Origin of the sequence: Pseudomonas sp. GXM4, from assembly GCF_008923895.1 — a bacterium.
Classification (GTDB): Bacteria; Pseudomonadota; Gammaproteobacteria; order Pseudomonadales; family Pseudomonadaceae; genus Aquipseudomonas; species Aquipseudomonas atacamensis.
On record NZ_WBRZ01000130.1, the window covers coordinates 1 to 15,686 of the forward strand.

The window sequence follows — 15,686 nt, forward strand, 5'->3', positions numbered from 1 at the left end:
GCTACAGGCAAAAAACTGTGGGAGCGAGCCTGCTCGCGAATGCGATCTGCCAGTTGATATTTCTATCGACCGACATGACCTCTTCGCGAGCAGGCTCGCTCCCACAGTTCGGATTGATGACGCTTATTGCTGGACCGGCACCCACGGCAGGATCGGGATGGCCGTGACCGCATTCTGCGGACTGCCCTCGATCAAGCGATCGCTGTAGACCAGGTACACCAGCGTGTTGCGCTTCTTGTCGAGGAAACGCACCACCTGCATGGTCTTGAACACCAGCGAAGTGCGCTCCTTGAACACCTCATCGCCATCCTTCAGCTCACCCTTGAACTTGATCGGCCCGACCTGGCGACAAGCGATCGACGCCTCAGCACGATCCTCGGCCAGACCGAGACCACCCTTCACTCCACCAGTCTTGGCGCGTGACAGGTAGCAGGTCACGCCTTCGACTTTCGGATCATCGAACGCCTCGACCACGATCCGGTCATTCGGCCCGACAAACTTGAACACCGTCGACACCTGACCGATTTCCTCGGCCGAGGCCAGCAATGGCATGGCCATCAGCAGGCCCAACAATCCTTTCGCTACACGCATCGAATTTTCCTTAGACCAGAATCAGGTTGTCACGGTGAACCAGTTCCGGCTCCGCCATGTAACCGAGCAAACCGACAATCGCATCCGACGACTGACCGATGATTTTTTGCGCTTCCAGGGCGCTGTAATTGGCCAGACCCCGAGCGATCTCCCGACCATCCGGCGCTATGCAGACGACCATCTCACCGCGACGGAAACTGCCTTGAACCAGCTTCACCCCCACCGGCAGCAGACTTTTGTTGCCCTTGGACAACGCCGACACCGCTCCCTCATCCAGCACCAGAGTGCCACGGGTTTGCAGATGACCGGCCAGCCACTGCTTGCGCGCCGCGAGCATGCCACGCTCCGGCGATAGCAGCGTGCCAATGCGCTCGCCCGCCTTCAGGCGATCGAGCACACGCTCAAGGCGCCCGCCGACGATGATGGTATGCGCACCGGAACGCGCTGCCAGGCGTGCCGCACGCAACTTGGTCTGCATGCCGCCGCGCCCCAGCGCACCACCGGTACCGCCTGCAACCGCATCCAGCGTCGGATCATCGGCGCGCGCTTCATAAATCAGCTGCGCATCGGGATTGTTGCGCGGATCAGCGTCGAACATGCCGTCGCGATCGGTAAGGATCACCAGCAGATCGGCCTCGACCAGATTGGCCACCAGCGCCGCCAGCGTGTCGTTGTCGCCAAAACGGATTTCATCGGTGACCACAGTGTCGTTTTCGTTGATCACCGGAATGACTTTCAGCTCGACCAGCGCACGCAAGGTACTGCGGGCGTTGAGGTAGCGCTTGCGGTCGGACAGGTCGTCGTGGGTCAGGAGAATCTGCGCAGTGTGCCGGCCATGCTCGGCGAAGCTCGACTCCCACGCCTGCACCAACCCCATCTGACCGATTGCAGCGGCCGCCTGGAGCTCGTGCATGGCACTGGGTCGTGCGGTCCAGCCCAAGCGACTCATGCCGGCCGCCACTGCCCCGGAGGACACCAGCACCAACTCGACGCCCGCCTCATGCAGCGCCACCATCTGCTCGACCCAGACACTCATTGCCGCGCGATCCAGCCCTTTGCCGTCAGCTGTCAGCAAAGCGCTGCCGATCTTCACGACCCAACGCTGCGCACCTGTCACCTTGCTCCGCATCATCTTCAACCTTAGCTTGAGGGCAGCGCGACCTGGCACTGCCCGTGACGTTAATCGTGGCGATTGCTGACCAACGATCGATTTCCGGATACTAAAACGCCGCTCGATTGAGCGGCGTTCAAGTTTATCGCAACGGATCAGTCACGCACGTAAATGATTTCCGGACCGTCTTCGTCATCCACATCTTCTTCGTCCCAGTCATCGTCGCCGATGTCATGGACCGACTTCACGCCGCTGCGACGCAGGGCACGCTTGTCGTCCAGCGCCTGCAACTGCGCGCGAGCTTCGTCTTCGATGCGCTGATCGAGATCAGCCAGCTCTTCCTTGTATGCAGGATCTGCGGCGAGGCGATCGGCACGGTCTTCCATGTAACGCATGATGTCGTGGCACAGACGCTCGGTACCGATCTTGGCGATGGCCGAGATCACGTACACCGGACCGGTCCATTCCAGGCGATCAACGATTTCCTTGACGCGAGCATCGTGCTCTTCTTCAAGAATCTGGTCGCACTTGTTCAGCACCAGCCAGCGATCACGCTCGGCCAGCGACGGGCTGAACTTGATCAACTCGTTGACGATCACTTCAGCCGCGTCCGGAGCACTGGAATCATCCAGCGGCGCCATGTCGACGAGGTGCAGCAGCAAACGCGTACGCGCCAGGTGCTTGAGGAAGCGAATGCCCAGGCCGGCACCGTCGGAAGCGCCTTCGATCAGACCCGGAATGTCGGCAATGACGAAGCTTTTCCAGCGATCGACGCTGACCACACCCAGGTTCGGCACCAGTGTGGTGAACGGGTAGTCGGCGACTTTCGGCTTGGCGGCCGAGACCGAACGGATAAAGGTACTTTTACCGGCGTTCGGCAAGCCCAGCAGACCGACGTCGGCCAGCACTTTCATTTCCAGTTTCAGGTCGCGCTGCTCGCCCGGCTTGCCCGGCGTGGTCTGACGCGGTGCACGGTTGGTACTGGATTTGAAACGGGTGTTGCCCAGACCGTGCCAGCCGCCCTGCACTACCATCAGTTTCTGACCGGCCTTGGTCAGGTCGCCGATGACTTCCTGAGTGGCAGAGTCGATCACGGTGGTGCCGACCGGCACGCGCAGGATCAGGTCTTCGCCCTTCTTGCCGGTGCAGTCGGTGCTGCCGCCGTTGGAGCCACGCTCGGCATCGAAGTGACGGGTGTAACGGTAGTCGACCAGGGTGTTGAGGTTTTCGTCGGCCATCATGTAGATGGAACCGCCGTCACCGCCATCACCGCCGTTCGGGCCGCCGTTTTCAATGAATTTTTCTCGGCGGAAACTCATGGCACCGTTGCCACCGTCACCGGCCTTTACGCGAATCGATACTTCATCAACAAACTTCATAACCAACGCCTCTCGCCGTACGGACGAGCCGAAAAACAATCAAGACATAAGACTCTTGCAAAAATGAGCGCAGCGACCCCAAGACACGACCTGCATCGCACGCCGACAGCCCATACAAACAGCTTTGCAAGAGACTCACCCCACAAACGAAAAAGCCCCGTCGCAAGACAGGGCTTCTCCAGCGATCTCGCGATTAAGCCGCGATTACGCTCACGTAACGACGACCGAAGGCGCCCTTTACTTCGAACTTGATCACGCCTTCGATTTTAGCGAAGAGAGTGTGATCCTTGCCCATGCCAACGCCGTAGCCAGCGTGGAATTGGGTGCCGCGCTGACGCACGATGATGTTGCCGGCCTTGATGACCTGGCCGCCATACATCTTCACGCCAAGGCGTTTGGCTTCTGAGTCGCGACCGTTACGGGTACTACCACCAGCTTTTTTGTGTGCCATGAGTTCAATTCTCCTAGTGAGGAATTAGGCTGTAATTAAGCCTGAATACCGGTGATTTTGATCTCGGTGAACCACTGGCGGTGGCCCATACGCTTCATGTGGTGCTTACGGCGACGGAACTTGATGATGCGGACTTTATCGTGACGACCTTGGGAGATCACTTCAGCCTTGACGGTTGCGCCAGCAACAACTGGTGCGCCGATGTTCACGTCGTCGCCGTTGGCGACCAGCAGAACGCGATCAAAAGTCACGGATTCGCCAGTAGCGATTTCCAGTTTTTCGATCTTCAGGTATTCACCTTCAGCGACCTTGTATTGCTTACCGCCGGTAACGATTACTGCGTACATGGTATTTCTCCGATAATCCTGCTCACCCAGCTCTTTATAAGAAGAGGTATTGGCTGGCATGGCTGCATGGGGCTGGAACGGCCCAAGTGCAATTGCGTAAGGCAGGTGCTGCCCAGGAAGTTCAGGGTGCGCGATTGTACGCAAGCAATCCGCCTCGCGCAAGTGGCCGTCCATCGCGCCTTGACAGGTCTGGACGGGGGTCCTAGCATGCCGCGCAACCCTTCTGGAGCGACTCTCGCTGATGCAACCCCAAGCTTTCTACCGCGCGGTGGCGGACGATTTTAGCGCCGTCGACGGCATCATCAAGAAGCAGCTGACGTCTCGAGTGCCGCTGGTATCGAAAATCGGCGATTACATCACGTCGGCCGGCGGCAAACGCCTGCGTCCTTTATTAGTGTTGCTGTGTGGCAAGGCCCTGGGTCGCGAAGGCGACGACATGCGCCTGCTGGCCGCCACCATCGAATTCCTGCACACCGCGACCCTGCTGCATGACGACGTCGTCGACATGTCCGGCATGCGCCGTGGCCGCTCGACCGCCAACGCCATGTGGGGCAATGCCCCGAGCGTGCTGGTCGGCGACTTCCTGTATTCGCGCTCGTTCGAAATGATGGTCGAACTGGGCTCGATGCCGGTGATGAAGATTTTGTCTCAAGCCACGCGGATCATCGCTGAAGGCGAAGTGTTGCAGCTGTCCAAGGTGCGTGATGCCAGCACCAGCGAAGAAACCTACATGGAAGTCATCCGCGGCAAGACCGCGATGCTCTTCGAAGCCTCTACCCACAGCGCCGCCGCCCTGGCTGGCGCGACCGCCGAGCAGAGCGAAGCCCTGCGCACGTTCGGCGATCACCTGGGTGTGGCGTTCCAGCTGGTTGATGACCTGCTCGACTATAAAGGCGACGCAGAAACCCTGGGCAAGAACGTCGGCGACGATCTGGCCGAAGGCAAGCCAACCCTGCCGCTGATCTACACCATGCGCGAAGGTACGGCCGAACAGGCGGCACTGGTGCGTCAGGCGATCCAGAAAGGCGGAATCGAAGACCTCGAAAGCATCCGCATCGCCGTCGAAGCGTCCGGCTCGCTGGAGTACACCGCGCAACTGGCCCGCGATTACGTGGCCCGCGCGATCAAGTGCCTCGAGGCGCTGCCGGCCAGCGAATACCGCGACGCGCTGGTGGAGCTGAGCGAGTTCGCCGTCGCCCGCACGCACTGATATTGCTGAAACAAGATCAAAAGATCGCAGCCTTCGGCAGCTCCTACGGGGGTTGTCGAAGCTGCGATCTTTTGCTTTTGCCTGCCTGAAAAGCTAAAACCCTATACAATGTGCGCCCTTTATCCCTCCTGATACCCAAGGAACCTTAGTGAGCACGTTGCCACCCTGCCCGAAATGCAATTCCGAATACACCTACGAAGACGGCACCCAATTGGTCTGCCCCGAGTGCGCCCACGAGTGGTCTGCCAGCGGCGAAGCCGAAGTGGCGGCTGATGATGCCGTGAAGAAAGATTCGGTCGGCAACGTCCTGCAGGACGGCGACACCATCACCGTGATCAAGGACCTCAAGGTCAAGGGCACATCGCTGGTGGTCAAGGTCGGCACCAAGGTCAAGAACATCCGCCTGTGCGATGGCGATCATGACATCGACTGCAAGATCGACGGCATCGGTCCGATGAAGCTCAAATCCGAGTTCGTCAGAAAAGTCTGAGCCTTGCGTCATCCATCCTGCGCCAGCCGTGGGATGGAGCTTTGCCCTCCCCGCTTCGGCTCAATGAATCCGCGCATGGCCATCAGCCAGTCATTTTGACCTGACACAACCTTTACCCGGAAATCTCCACGATACGCCAATAGGCACTTGCTATTTGATGAATAAGAATTATTCTCATTGAAACTTTTCAAGGAGATGAGCCCCATGACTTATTTGATCGACGCCTGGCTGGATCGCCCACACCCTTACCTCAGAATCCTCCATCGGGAAACCGGCGAAGTCTGCGCAGTGCTTGAAGAAGAAGCGTTGCATGAGCTGCAGGATCAAGGCGATCTGGACGTCAGCAGCCTCAATTCGAGCGAGCCGCTGGTACTCAAGGAGCTGGTGCGCAATCTGTTCCTGTTCTGCTATGCCCGGGCGTTGCGCCCGACCAATGAGCTGCACAACAAGATCGAAATATGAGCAGCATTAAAAAAACCTGTGGGAGCGAGCTTGCTCGCGAAAGCGATAAATCAGTCAACGAATGAGTCGACTGAAAAACCGCCTTCGCGAGCGAGCTCGCTCCCACATTTTTCAGCCCGCCATCAAGGCAGGCTCGGTATTACAGAACGTCGAGCAGCTCGACGTCGAACACCAGAACGCTGTGCGGCGGGATGCTGCCCACGCCTTGTGCGCCGTAAGCCAGTTCGCTCGGCACGTACAGGCGCCATTTGCTGCCGGCATTCATCAGTTGCAGGGCTTCGGTCCAGCCAGCGATCACGCCGCCAACCGGGAATTCTGCAGGCTGCCCGCGCTCGTAGGAGCTGTCGAACACAGTGCCGTCGATCAGGGTGCCGTGGTAGTGCGTACGCACCTGGTCTTCACGGGTCGGCTTGGCGCCGTCGCCCTGAGTCAGTACTTCGAATTGCAGGCCGGAAGCCAGGGTGGTGATGCCGTCACGCTTGGCGTTTTCGGCGAGGAAGGCCAGGCCTTCGCCAGCCGCTGCTTCAGCCTTGGCCGCTGCTTCGGCTTGCATGATCTCGCGGATCACCTTGAAGCTGGCGGACATTTCTTCCTGGCCAACACGGCTTGGCTTGCCGGCGAAAGCGTCGGTCAGACCGGCCAGGATCGCGTCCAGGCTGACACCCGGTGGCGGGTTGTCGCGCAGCTGGTCGCCGAGTTGACGGCCGATACCGTAGCTGACGCGGGTTTCGTCGGTGGACAGATTTACTTCGGACATGACACTGCTCCGCTGTGCGGACGGCCACAGGACTTGCCGTGCGTGCACAGCGCGTCCCGGCGCGCCCGGAACCAAAAGGGCGAGCAGACTAGCACAGATACCCCGGACTTGGGGCCGGGGCTACAGGGCCGAGCGCCAGGCGAGCGGCACTTTCAGGCTTTCATCGAGGTCAGCGACCAGCCCGCACATTTCGTCATGGACTGAGGTGTGCACAAGGTTGAATGGCAGCACCGGGAAAGCATGCAGCAGATCCCGCGCGTGCTCCACTGAGCGCAGCGTCAGCATATTGCCCTTGAGATCGCTCAACGGATACGCCGTCCCATGCATCCTCGCTTCCAACAGGTAAATGCCCCCTTCCATGGAGATCAGGTTCAACTCGTCGACCTTCCTGGCAACAGCAAACGCGTTCAACTCTTGCAGGTTCATGGAAGCACCTCACACCGTGGCGAATCGCACCGTTACAGGCATAGGCCGCTGCGCTTGAAAGCACAAGCCACAAACGAAACCGCCCGTCTGTTTCGCAACAGGCGGGCGGTTTTTTTGCCTTGATCGGCTGATCAGTGCTTGGTGACCTTGTCCAGGTAACCCATGGCAAACGCGGACACCACAAAAGTCATGTGAATGATCACGTACCACATCAGATGCTCAGGATCGACGTTCTTGGCATCCATGAAGATGCGCAGCAAGTGGATCGAGGAGATCGCCACGATCGACGCCGCGACCTTCATCTTCAGCGACGACGAGTCCATGGTGCCCAGCCAGCTGAGCTTCTCTTTGCCTTCGTCGATGTCCAGTTGCGAGACGAAGTTCTCGTAGCCGGAAATCATCACCATCACCAGCAGACCACCCACCAGCGCCATGTCGATCAGCGACAGCAGCACCAGAATCAGATCCGATTCAGCCATGGCGAAGACGTTGGGCAGGATATGGATGATTTCCTGGAAGAACTTCAATGCCAGCGCCAGCAGACCGAGGGACAGGCCGATGTAGATCGGCGCCAGCAGCCAGCGGGTGGCGTACATTGCATTTTCGATAAAGCGTTCCATTGACTCTCACACAAGGGGCTGGAAATGGCGGCGAGTATAACAGCCCGCTGTGACAGCCAGAAACCGCCGGAAAATCCGCCACCTGCGCGTGTGTGACAAAGTTTTTCTGCTAGTGTCCAAAGCATTGACAGCCCAATGACAGTGGACAGGACGCGTGGAAATGGATGTGCGATCAGCCTTGACGACTGCCGGAATCTGCCTCGCCTTGCTCATCGGCGGTTGCTCGCCCGGCGATGAAAAGCAAGTCGCCAACCTTGACGAAAAGACCGCCACCTTCGAACAGTCACTGGACACGATCAGCGATCCCAAGCTCAAGGACGCCATCACCGAACTCGGCGGTTCGCTGCTGTTGCTCGAACGCGCCCGACTCAAGCTCGACGACATCACCCCGCATACCGAATACGGCGCAGACGCCCTCGCCGTGCTCAAGCACTACCCTACCCCGCAAGCGCTGGTCGATACCTTCATCGACGGTCTGTTCGTGCTGCACAAGGACGCCAGCTCGGATTACCTCACCGATCTGCAGCCGGTATTCCCATTCAACCTGAACATTCCCGGCGGTTTTCTGTTTCCGCACGGCATCGAATGGCATTCGGTCACGTTGAGCAACAAACGCGTGATCGCCTGGCAGCCGGAGTGGTCGGAGACCGATCCAGGCATTCAGCTCAGCCCGTCCAGCTCCAACGTGACCAATCCCGACGACCTGACGGTGACCTACCCGTTCATCGATGGCCTGAACGTCGACAAAAAAAGCCTGCCACAACCGGTCAGCCTGCAAGGCCAGGTCGAAGTCATCGCGCCACGGCGCTTGTACAGCTTTGACCTGACGCAGAAAGACGTCGGCCAGACTCGCACCAATGACAACCTCAGCGTCAAACTGCTCAAGCTGGAAAAGAACTATGCCGAGGTCGAAGTCAGCAACAGCCTGCCGCTGGCGGCAGAAGTCGCCGAAACCCGGATCAATCCGCTGATCGTCCAGGCCCGCGACGCCAGTGGCCAATACCTGGTGCGCGCCGGTTCGATCAACGAAAGCCCGGAGCAGGTCGAGTTTTACCAGAAGCAACTGACGCAGTTACAGAAGCAGAAGAGCTGGAGCGACACCCTGGAAAAACAGCTCAGCGACGACCAGCAAGCCTTCGAGAAAGACCACCCACGCCGCTACAACAAGGTGTATTTCCACGGCCCGATCGACACACTGGAAGTCAGCGTGCTCGACTTCTCCTCGGCAACAGTGACGCGCAAATCCCTGGACCTGCCGGTGCGCACCTTCAATCCACACACCACGGCCAAAGCCGTGCAGCCGCTGGACCTGCCAGTTGTGGTGTATGACGATCTCGCCGCCAACTGGCTCAAAGGCGCGGACCTGACTGAGGAACAATTGAAGGCCGGCGTGCGCATTCATCAATCGGTTGAAGAGCCGAGCGCGGCGCGTATCGAGTTTTCCCACCGCCGCACCTTCAATGACGAATTGCTTGGCGACGAACTCAACCCCGGCGTCAGTCCCGTGACCTTCTTCACGGAAAAGCGCGGCGGCAAACTCGACGAGCCGATCGAACTGCCGCCCGAGGCGTACCAGGTCGATCCGCTGCAAGCGACGATTACTTATGATCTGAATCTGTTTCCGGAAACCCCGGCGATTGCCGTGGGCTCGATGCCGTTGTTTCTGGCCACAGTGACCAAGCAATCCTACGACGCGCAGTCATTGCCCAAAGGCTTGGCGATCAAGGACAACACGCTGGTGGTCGACCTGAAAACCTTCCCGGCCAACGAGTGGCGCTTCTTCGTCAAGGACGACAGCGGCCACTACCTCAAGCAGATTCTTTCGGTCAGCCACGACGCCAGTGCAGAAGGCCCGGCGCTACTCGGCGTGCACTACTTTTATGGTCGCCCGACTCGCGTGGAGACCTATCAGCGCACCGACCTCGCCACCGTGCAATACGGCTTTGAGGTCAAGCTCGACAAGGCGCCGGTGGACCAGACGGCGCCTTAACCGTTGAGGCTGCGCCCACGACCGCCGTTGATCTGCCGCAACTGCGCTTGCAGGTGCAGGCTCCAGATCTGCGGATCATCGGCCAGTTCGTAACCATGCAAGGTCAGGCTTTCAACGATGGTGTCGAGAATCGACTCGGCCGCGACCGGGCCGTGAAACGGGCCTTGGGCTTTGATCGCGGAAGGTTGTTCGCCGGCCATGCCGGCCGCGAAGAGCAGCGTCCACATGCCGTTGTCGCCGGCCAGCGGCTTGACGGCGCATTCGATCCGGGTCACCAGACCCAGGCATTGACGGGTGAGACAGAGGTTGCGCGACATGGCGGCGACCCTCGGTAAAGCCGGTATTCAGCCCCCACGGGAGGACTGGCTCGATCCAGTGATACTGTCGATATCCTTGACCTGAGAATAGAAGAAAAGTGTCCCGCGCAAGCCAAATGGAACCAGAAGGCGCCGAATGGTCATTGTGTGAATATTGGCGCCAGAGTAGTGGCACATTCCCCGAAGATCACCGCAGAGATCAATCTGGAAAAGCATTGTGGGAGCGAGCCTGCTCGCGAAGACGATGGATCAGCCAACTCATTCGTCGACTGATACAGCGCTTTGGCGAGCAGGCTCGCTCCCACAGAGTCTGGCGTGAACTGATCAGGCCGGTTTGGCTTCGGCGAGAGCCTCCTGCGCCAGTTCCTTCTCGGCCTCTTTCAAGTCCTCTTCGCTGATCATCTCGGCGATATCGCGCAGGCGCTCGACCACTCGCGCATTGATGCTGCCTTCGGGGAATTCGCCATCGGCGTTCGGCTCCCCGGCCGGCTCGCCCACCAGCAGGCTTAGCGCTTCATCGGCCTGACGCACCGCATACACGTGGAACTGCCCGGCGCGCACGGCGGCGAGGACTTTCTCATCGAGCATCAGCGTGGCGACGTTGGCCTGGGGAATGATTGCGCCCTGCTCGCCGGTCAGGCCGCGTGCTTCGCAGAGGCGGAAGAAGCCTTCGATCTTCTCGTTGACCCCGCCGACTGCCTGCACTTCGCCGAACTGGTTGATCGAACCGGTGATGGCAAAACATTGCTTGAGCGGGGTTTTCGACAGTGCCGAAATCAGCGTGCACGCCTCGCCCAGAGATGCACTGTCGCCGTCGACGTAACCGTACGACTGCTCGAGCGCAATGCTTGCCGAAATCGCCAGCGGGAATTCCTGAGCGTAACGGCTGCCCAGATAACCGGTGAGGATCATCACGCCTTTGGAGTGAATCGGCTGGCCGAGGTTGACCTCACGCTCGATGTCGACGATGCCGCTGCCGCCCGGGTAGACCGTGGCGGAAATCCGCGCCGGCACGCCGAACGCCGAATCGCCGACCTCCAGCACTGTCAGCCCGTTGCACTTGCCGACCGCCGCACCGTCGGTGTCGATGAGGATGATCCCGGCGAGCATGTCGTCGAGAATCCGCGCCGAGACCCGCCCGGTGCGAGTGGCCTTGGCTTTCAGGGCGCGTTCGATATGGCCGGCGTCGGTCATTTCATCGCCGGCCAGATGGCGAATGAAATCCGCCTCGCTGACCAGTTGGAACAGATCGCCAATGCGCGCCGACAAGCGCCCCTGATGCTCGGCCAGCCGTGCGCTGTAGGTCGCCAGTCGTGCCACCGCATCGGCGGTCAGCGGCGCCATGCCTTCTTCCGAAGTACGGGTTTTCAGGAGCTGGGCGAACTGCTCGAGGCTTTCGTCGACCATCGGGATGTCTTCGTCGAAGTCGACCAGAACGCGGAACATCTCCTGGAAGTCCGGATCGAGATCCTGCAGCGTGTAATACAGCTGCCGCGCACCGATGATGATGACTTTGACCTGCAACGGGATGTGCTGCGGATTCAGGGTCATGGTGGCGAAGCGGCCCATCTCGCCCAGCGGCGATTCCATTTTCAGTTTGCGCGATTGCAGGGCGCGTTTGAGCGCATCCCACACGAACGGCTCACTGAGCATTTTTTCCGCTTCGAGAATCAGGAAACCGCCATTGGCGCGGTGCAGCGCACCCGGACGCAACTGCCGGTAAGTGGTGTAGAGCGCGCCTTGATCGGTGGTGTACTCGATGCGGCCGAACAGGTTTTCGTAGGTCGGATGCGGCTCGAATACCACCGGTGCACCGCCGCTGGCCGGATGCCCGACCACTAGGCTTGGTGCGTATTGTTCTTCCAGCAACTTGCGCGCGACGGCGTCGGTCTTGCTGTCGTCGACCAGTTGCTCGACCACGGTTTTTAGCAGATACACCTGCATCGCTTGCAGGTAACCGCAGACCCCGGCGTTCTCTGCGTACTTCTCCGACAACGGCGCCAGTAACGGCTGCAAGGCCAGGGTGATGGTTTCTTCGTTGAGCGAACGCAGTTGATTGTTCGACTCGCGCTTCCACTGCGGCAGGCTGGCGAGTTCTTCGTTCAGGCGCTCTTCGAGGCCGGAAATGTCATCGTGAAAACGCTCGCGCTCGGCTTCCGGCAACTGCGCGAATTCGGCTTCGTCCAGGGCCTTGCCGTCGAGCATCGGGGTGAAGGCGATATTGCTGCTGTCGCGGTACAGCGCGACGTCCTTTTCCAGGGCCAGGCGCTCGATGATGTCCAGCGCCTTGTCGTAGCGCTGGTTGAAGGCACGGTCGATGGCGCTTTTTTTCTGCTGGTAGGACGGGTGTTCGAAAACCGCCGGAAAAGTCGCCAGCAGGTTGTCGATCAGGCCGTTGATGTCGCCGATGAACGAGGCCGCCGTGCCCGATGGCAGCTCCAGTGCACGCGGTTCGCGCGGTTCATCGAAGTTGTTGACGTAGACCCAGTCCGCCGGGGTCTGCAGGCGCTTGCCTTCGGCTTTCAGGTAGCGTTTGACGAACGAGAAACGGCCAGTGCCGGGCTCGCCCATGACAAATACGTTGTAACCGGGGCGTGGCATCGCCACACCGAACTGCAAGGCTTCGACCGCGCGTTCCTGGCCGAGCACACCGCGAAAGGGCTCCAGATCATTGGTGCTAGTGAAGCTGAACTGTTCAGCGGAAAACAGACGAGTCAGCGCTTCGGGCGCAAGACGCAGGCTGGCAGCAACAGGATCAGGCATCGGGCTTCCTTAACAATCAGGCGGGGCAGGTAGCGGCATTCTGGCGCTGCCCGTGCCCCACTGGCAAGGCGCGCCACATGACAAAGCATAGACAAGCGCACGGCTGGCCGACGGGGCCCGATAAATCAGAGGTTTATTCCAAATATTTTGCAAAAAGTCACGGAACCGCTGGAACGTGCCTAAACTCCAAACTGCGCGGCTGGAACTAATACCGGCCCACTGACACTTTCGGCTTTGTCCTCGGGCAGAGCGCGAAGGGCCAGAACCCTGTCCATTGGTATGCACATAAAGAGAACAAAGCTATGAAACGGATTCTTCTCGGTACTCTCTTCACCGCTGTATCCATCAACGCAATGGCGCAAGCCCCGGGCGGCCCGGATTGCGGTTGGGGCAACATGCTGTTCGAAGGTCAGCGTGGCACCCCGGCGCACTTCCTTGCTTCCACCACCAACGGCACTTCCGGTAACGCCACGTTCGGTATGACTTCCGGCACCAACGGTTGCTCGACCAACGCATCGCTGACCTACGGCGGCAAATCCTGGTTCGCCATGAATGGCATGATGAACGAGCTGTCCGAAGACATGGCCAAAGGCAATGGCGAAGCGCTGACCACTTATGCCGTGGTCCTGGGCGTAGCACCGGAAGATCGCGCGCACTTCGCGCAAGTGACCCACGAGCACTTCCAGCAGATCTTCAGCAAAGCTGACGTGACCGCTGAAGACGTGCATACCAACACCCTGGCAGTACTGAAATCGGACCCACGTCTGGCCAAGTACGCAACTCAGGCTTAAGCTCGACCCCGCCCGCTTCCTTCGGGAAGCGGGTTTTGTTTTTTTGGCCCGCCCCTCTTTGGGTCTTTTATTTCTTTCCTGTTCAAGTTGCCGACTATGCTCAAACGCCTTGCCTGGCTGGCGCTCTGTGTCTGCGCCCCGCTGTCCGCCGCGCCTCACATCGATCCTCAACGTTTGCAGCAACTGGCCAACGACCGCTTCTGGATTTCCCTCGGTCATTACGAAACCGCCAAGCTCGGCGGCTGGCGCAGCTATGTCAGCGACAAGAAGTTCTTTCTCGCGCCCGACGGCAATGAACATCCGGACCGTGAACTGGCCGCCACCGTGCAGGCGCTGTACGCCCCGGCCAGCCTCGGCGAGCAACACGCACAATGCGTATACCCGGCGCGTACACGCTGGCTGAAAGCGCAGCTCAATCTCGCCGACCTGCCAGCACCCGAATGCGCCGAATACAAGAAATGGTTCAAGGACGTCTCGCCGCACAGCGCGGTGATGATTTTCCCGGCGGCGTACCTCAACAGCCCGTCGTCGATGTTCGGCCACACCCTGCTGCGCATCGATCAGGCGGACGTGCAGGCCGACAAGACCTCGCTGCTCAGCTACGCGATCAACTTCGGCGCGTACATCGAAGGCTCGGACAACAGCATTCTGTATGCTTGGAAAGGCTTGATGGGCGGCTACCCAGGGCTGTTCGCGCTGGTGCCGTATCAGGAAAAACTGTCGGAATACCGCAGCCTGGAAAACCGCGATCTGTGGGAATACCGCCTCAACCTGACCCAGGAAGAAACCGCACGCATGGTCGAACATGTGTGGGAGCTCAAGCAGATCCAGTTTGACTATTTCTTCTTCGACGAAAACTGCTCGTATCGCTTGCTGGAGTTGCTGCAAGTGGCGCGGCCGAGCCTGCGCCTGACCGAACAATTCCCGCTGACCGCGATCCCGACCGACACCGTCAAAGCGGTGAAAGAGGCCGGGCTGGTCGAGCACATCGAATATCGCCCGTCCCGCGAACGTGAACTGCTCAGCCGCGCCGAGCCTTTGAGCGATAACGAACAGCAATGGGTGCTGAAAGTCAGCGCCGATCAAAAAGTCCTGCAAGAGCCAACGTTCAAAGCCCTGCCGCGCGCACGTCAGGCGTTGATCGTCGACGCCGCCTATCGTCTGGAGCGCTACCGCGCCAACGGTCAGGAGCGCGACCCGCAACGAGCGCAGCGCAGTTTCGAACTGCTGCGGGCGATCAACAAGAACCCGGCGCCGGAGCTGGAAATTCCGCAACCCGGTCTCCCCGAGGATGGCCACGAGTCCCGCACCTGGCAGGCCGGCCTCGGTACGCGAGGCGATCGCGCCTTTGGCGAATATGGCCTGCGCATGGCTTATCACGACCTCAATGACAATGCCGAAAGCTTCCCCCTCGGCGCGCAGATCGAAATCCTGCAACTGAAGCTGCGCCAGTACGAAGGCAATGACTGGCAGTTGCAGCAACTGGACCTGGCGACCATTCGTTCGCTGACACCGCGCAACGAGCTGCTGCAACCGCTGTCGTGGCAAGTCACCGGTGGCCTTGAGCGCGTGCCGGGCAAGCATGACGACGAAACGCTGGTCAGCCATGTCAACGGTGGCGGCGGCGGCACGTGGCAGTTGGGCGAAGACGTGCTCGGCTTTGCGCTGGGCACGGTGCGCGTGGAACACAACAATGACTTCGCCGAGTTTGTTTCCCCGGCCGGCGGCTTCAACACCGGCGTGCTGTGGAAAAACCCGCTGGGCAATCTGAGCCTGGAGGCCAAGGGCGACTACTTCTTCAACGGCGAAGTGCGCCGCAGCCTGAGCCTGAATCAGCAGTGGGAGCTGTCGCGCAACCTCGGTTTGCGCCTGAGTGCTCAACGCGAATTCAGCCAGCTCGCCAGCCCGGAAACGGAAGTCATGCTGGAAGTGAAGTGGTATCACTACTGAAAAGATCGCAGCCTTCGGCAGCTCCTACATT

At 59.8% G+C, this 15,686-nt stretch carries 16 protein-coding genes; 6 read left to right on the forward strand and 10 right to left on the reverse strand.

Going from position 1 to position 15,686, the window contains the following annotated elements; genetic code table 11:
- Window positions 1–123: 123 nt before the first annotated feature.
- The 5 genes from F8N49_RS16640 to rplU form a co-directional block, all read right to left on the reverse strand.
- Window positions 124–591, reverse strand: coding sequence for a CreA family protein (locus F8N49_RS16640; protein ID WP_039761698.1), 468 nt, complete (start codon window positions 589–591; stop codon window positions 124–126).
- 10 nt (window positions 592–601) lie between these two features.
- Window positions 602–1,720: a glutamate 5-kinase gene (gene proB, locus F8N49_RS16645; protein ID WP_073475514.1), complete on the reverse strand. Its 1,119-nt coding sequence runs from the start codon at window positions 1,718–1,720 to the stop codon at window positions 602–604.
- A gap of 137 nt (window positions 1,721–1,857) precedes the next feature.
- A complete protein-coding gene (gene cgtA / locus F8N49_RS16650) occupies window positions 1,858–3,081 on the reverse strand; it encodes an Obg family GTPase CgtA (RefSeq protein ID WP_016773122.1) in 1,224 nt (407 codons plus the stop codon).
- Between the two features lie 193 nt (window positions 3,082–3,274).
- A complete protein-coding gene (gene rpmA / locus F8N49_RS16655; protein WP_016773121.1) occupies window positions 3,275–3,532 on the reverse strand; it encodes a 50S ribosomal protein L27 in 258 nt (85 codons plus the stop codon).
- Between the two features lie 35 nt (window positions 3,533–3,567).
- A complete protein-coding gene (gene rplU / locus F8N49_RS16660) occupies window positions 3,568–3,879 on the reverse strand; it encodes a 50S ribosomal protein L21 (RefSeq protein ID WP_007924746.1) in 312 nt (103 codons plus the stop codon).
- A gap of 241 nt (window positions 3,880–4,120) precedes the next feature.
- On the opposite strand from rplU, the gene F8N49_RS16665 reads away from it, so the two are divergent.
- The 3 genes from F8N49_RS16665 to F8N49_RS16675 all read left to right on the forward strand — a co-directional run bounded on the left by F8N49_RS16665 (window position 4,121) and on the right by F8N49_RS16675 (window position 6,041).
- Window positions 4,121–5,089, forward strand: coding sequence for a polyprenyl synthetase family protein (locus F8N49_RS16665; protein ID WP_016773120.1), 969 nt, complete (start codon window positions 4,121–4,123; stop codon window positions 5,087–5,089).
- Window positions 5,090–5,237: 148 nt separating this feature from the next.
- Window positions 5,238–5,579 (forward strand): zinc ribbon domain-containing protein YjdM, encoded by a 342-nt coding sequence (locus tag F8N49_RS16670; RefSeq protein WP_016773119.1) that lies wholly within the window; start codon window positions 5,238–5,240, stop codon window positions 5,577–5,579.
- Window positions 5,580–5,783: 204 nt separating this feature from the next.
- Window positions 5,784–6,041 carry a hypothetical protein gene (locus F8N49_RS16675; protein WP_016773118.1) on the forward strand — a complete coding sequence of 86 codons (258 nt, stop codon included), beginning with the start codon at window positions 5,784–5,786 and terminating at the stop codon, window positions 6,039–6,041.
- A 139-nt stretch (window positions 6,042–6,180) separates the two neighbouring features.
- Here F8N49_RS16675 and F8N49_RS16680 read toward each other — a convergent pair whose 3' ends face one another.
- The 3 genes from F8N49_RS16680 to F8N49_RS16690 all read right to left on the reverse strand — a co-directional run bounded on the left by F8N49_RS16680 (window position 6,181) and on the right by F8N49_RS16690 (window position 7,844).
- Entirely contained in the window at window positions 6,181–6,798 is a 618-nt protein-coding gene (locus F8N49_RS16680) for an FKBP-type peptidyl-prolyl cis-trans isomerase (protein ID WP_016773117.1), read from the reverse strand.
- Between the two features lie 120 nt (window positions 6,799–6,918).
- Window positions 6,919–7,224, reverse strand: coding sequence for a DUF6482 family protein (locus tag F8N49_RS16685; RefSeq protein ID WP_024014365.1), 306 nt, complete (start codon window positions 7,222–7,224; stop codon window positions 6,919–6,921).
- A 131-nt stretch (window positions 7,225–7,355) separates the two neighbouring features.
- Window positions 7,356–7,844, reverse strand: coding sequence for a TIGR00645 family protein (locus tag F8N49_RS16690; RefSeq protein WP_016773116.1), 489 nt, complete (start codon window positions 7,842–7,844; stop codon window positions 7,356–7,358).
- A 160-nt stretch (window positions 7,845–8,004) separates the two neighbouring features.
- Between F8N49_RS16690 and F8N49_RS16695 the strand changes: the two genes are divergently transcribed.
- Window positions 8,005–9,834 carry a hypothetical protein gene (locus F8N49_RS16695; RefSeq protein WP_151551928.1) on the forward strand — a complete coding sequence of 610 codons (1,830 nt, stop codon included), beginning with the start codon at window positions 8,005–8,007 and terminating at the stop codon, window positions 9,832–9,834.
- On the opposite strand, the gene F8N49_RS16700 is transcribed toward F8N49_RS16695, so the two are convergent.
- Window positions 9,831–10,151, reverse strand: coding sequence for a hypothetical protein (locus F8N49_RS16700; protein ID WP_016773114.1), 321 nt, complete (start codon window positions 10,149–10,151; stop codon window positions 9,831–9,833). The genes F8N49_RS16695 and F8N49_RS16700 overlap by 4 nt on opposite strands.
- A 324-nt stretch (window positions 10,152–10,475) precedes the next feature.
- On the reverse strand, window positions 10,476–12,914 hold the full coding sequence (locus tag F8N49_RS16710; protein ID WP_151551930.1) for a Lon protease family protein: 2,439 nt from the start codon (window positions 12,912–12,914) through the stop codon (window positions 10,476–10,478).
- 302 nt (window positions 12,915–13,216) lie between these two features.
- On the opposite strand from F8N49_RS16710, the gene F8N49_RS16715 reads away from it, so the two are divergent.
- Both F8N49_RS16715 and F8N49_RS16720 read left to right on the forward strand, forming a co-directional pair.
- Entirely contained in the window at window positions 13,217–13,705 is a 489-nt protein-coding gene (locus F8N49_RS16715; protein ID WP_016773112.1) for a DUF3015 domain-containing protein, read from the forward strand.
- Between the two features lie 96 nt (window positions 13,706–13,801).
- On the forward strand, window positions 13,802–15,655 hold the full coding sequence (locus F8N49_RS16720; RefSeq protein WP_122747318.1) for a DUF4105 domain-containing protein: 1,854 nt from the start codon (window positions 13,802–13,804) through the stop codon (window positions 15,653–15,655).
- Window positions 15,656–15,686 lie beyond the last annotated feature (31 nt).

Excerpts from the sequence above, each read along its gene's own strand:
- F8N49_RS16640 (WP_039761698.1), bottom strand. The coding sequence starts at position 591 with ATGCGTGTAGCGAAAGGATTGTTGGGCCTGCTGATGGCCATGCCATTG.
- proB (WP_073475514.1), bottom strand. The coding sequence starts at position 1,720 with ATGCGGAGCAAGGTGACAGGTGCGCAGCGTTGGGTCGTGAAGATCGGC.
- cgtA (WP_016773122.1), bottom strand. The coding sequence starts at position 3,081 with ATGAAGTTTGTTGATGAAGTATCGATTCGCGTAAAGGCCGGTGACGGT.
- rpmA (WP_016773121.1), bottom strand. The coding sequence starts at position 3,532 with ATGGCACACAAAAAAGCTGGTGGTAGTACCCGTAACGGTCGCGACTCA.
- rplU (WP_007924746.1), bottom strand. The coding sequence starts at position 3,879 with ATGTACGCAGTAATCGTTACCGGCGGTAAGCAATACAAGGTCGCTGAA.
- F8N49_RS16665 (WP_016773120.1), top strand. The coding sequence starts at position 4,121 with ATGCAACCCCAAGCTTTCTACCGCGCGGTGGCGGACGATTTTAGCGCC.
- F8N49_RS16675 (WP_016773118.1), top strand. The coding sequence starts at position 5,784 with ATGACTTATTTGATCGACGCCTGGCTGGATCGCCCACACCCTTACCTC.
- F8N49_RS16680 (WP_016773117.1), bottom strand. The coding sequence starts at position 6,798 with ATGTCCGAAGTAAATCTGTCCACCGACGAAACCCGCGTCAGCTACGGT.
- F8N49_RS16685 (WP_024014365.1), bottom strand. The coding sequence starts at position 7,224 with ATGAACCTGCAAGAGTTGAACGCGTTTGCTGTTGCCAGGAAGGTCGAC.
- F8N49_RS16690 (WP_016773116.1), bottom strand. The coding sequence starts at position 7,844 with ATGGAACGCTTTATCGAAAATGCAATGTACGCCACCCGCTGGCTGCTG.
- F8N49_RS16695 (WP_151551928.1), top strand. The coding sequence starts at position 8,005 with ATGGATGTGCGATCAGCCTTGACGACTGCCGGAATCTGCCTCGCCTTG.
- F8N49_RS16700 (WP_016773114.1), bottom strand. The coding sequence starts at position 10,151 with ATGTCGCGCAACCTCTGTCTCACCCGTCAATGCCTGGGTCTGGTGACC.
- F8N49_RS16710 (WP_151551930.1), bottom strand. The coding sequence starts at position 12,914 with ATGCCTGATCCTGTTGCTGCCAGCCTGCGTCTTGCGCCCGAAGCGCTG.
- F8N49_RS16715 (WP_016773112.1), top strand. The coding sequence starts at position 13,217 with ATGAAACGGATTCTTCTCGGTACTCTCTTCACCGCTGTATCCATCAAC.
- F8N49_RS16720 (WP_122747318.1), top strand. The coding sequence starts at position 13,802 with ATGCTCAAACGCCTTGCCTGGCTGGCGCTCTGTGTCTGCGCCCCGCTG.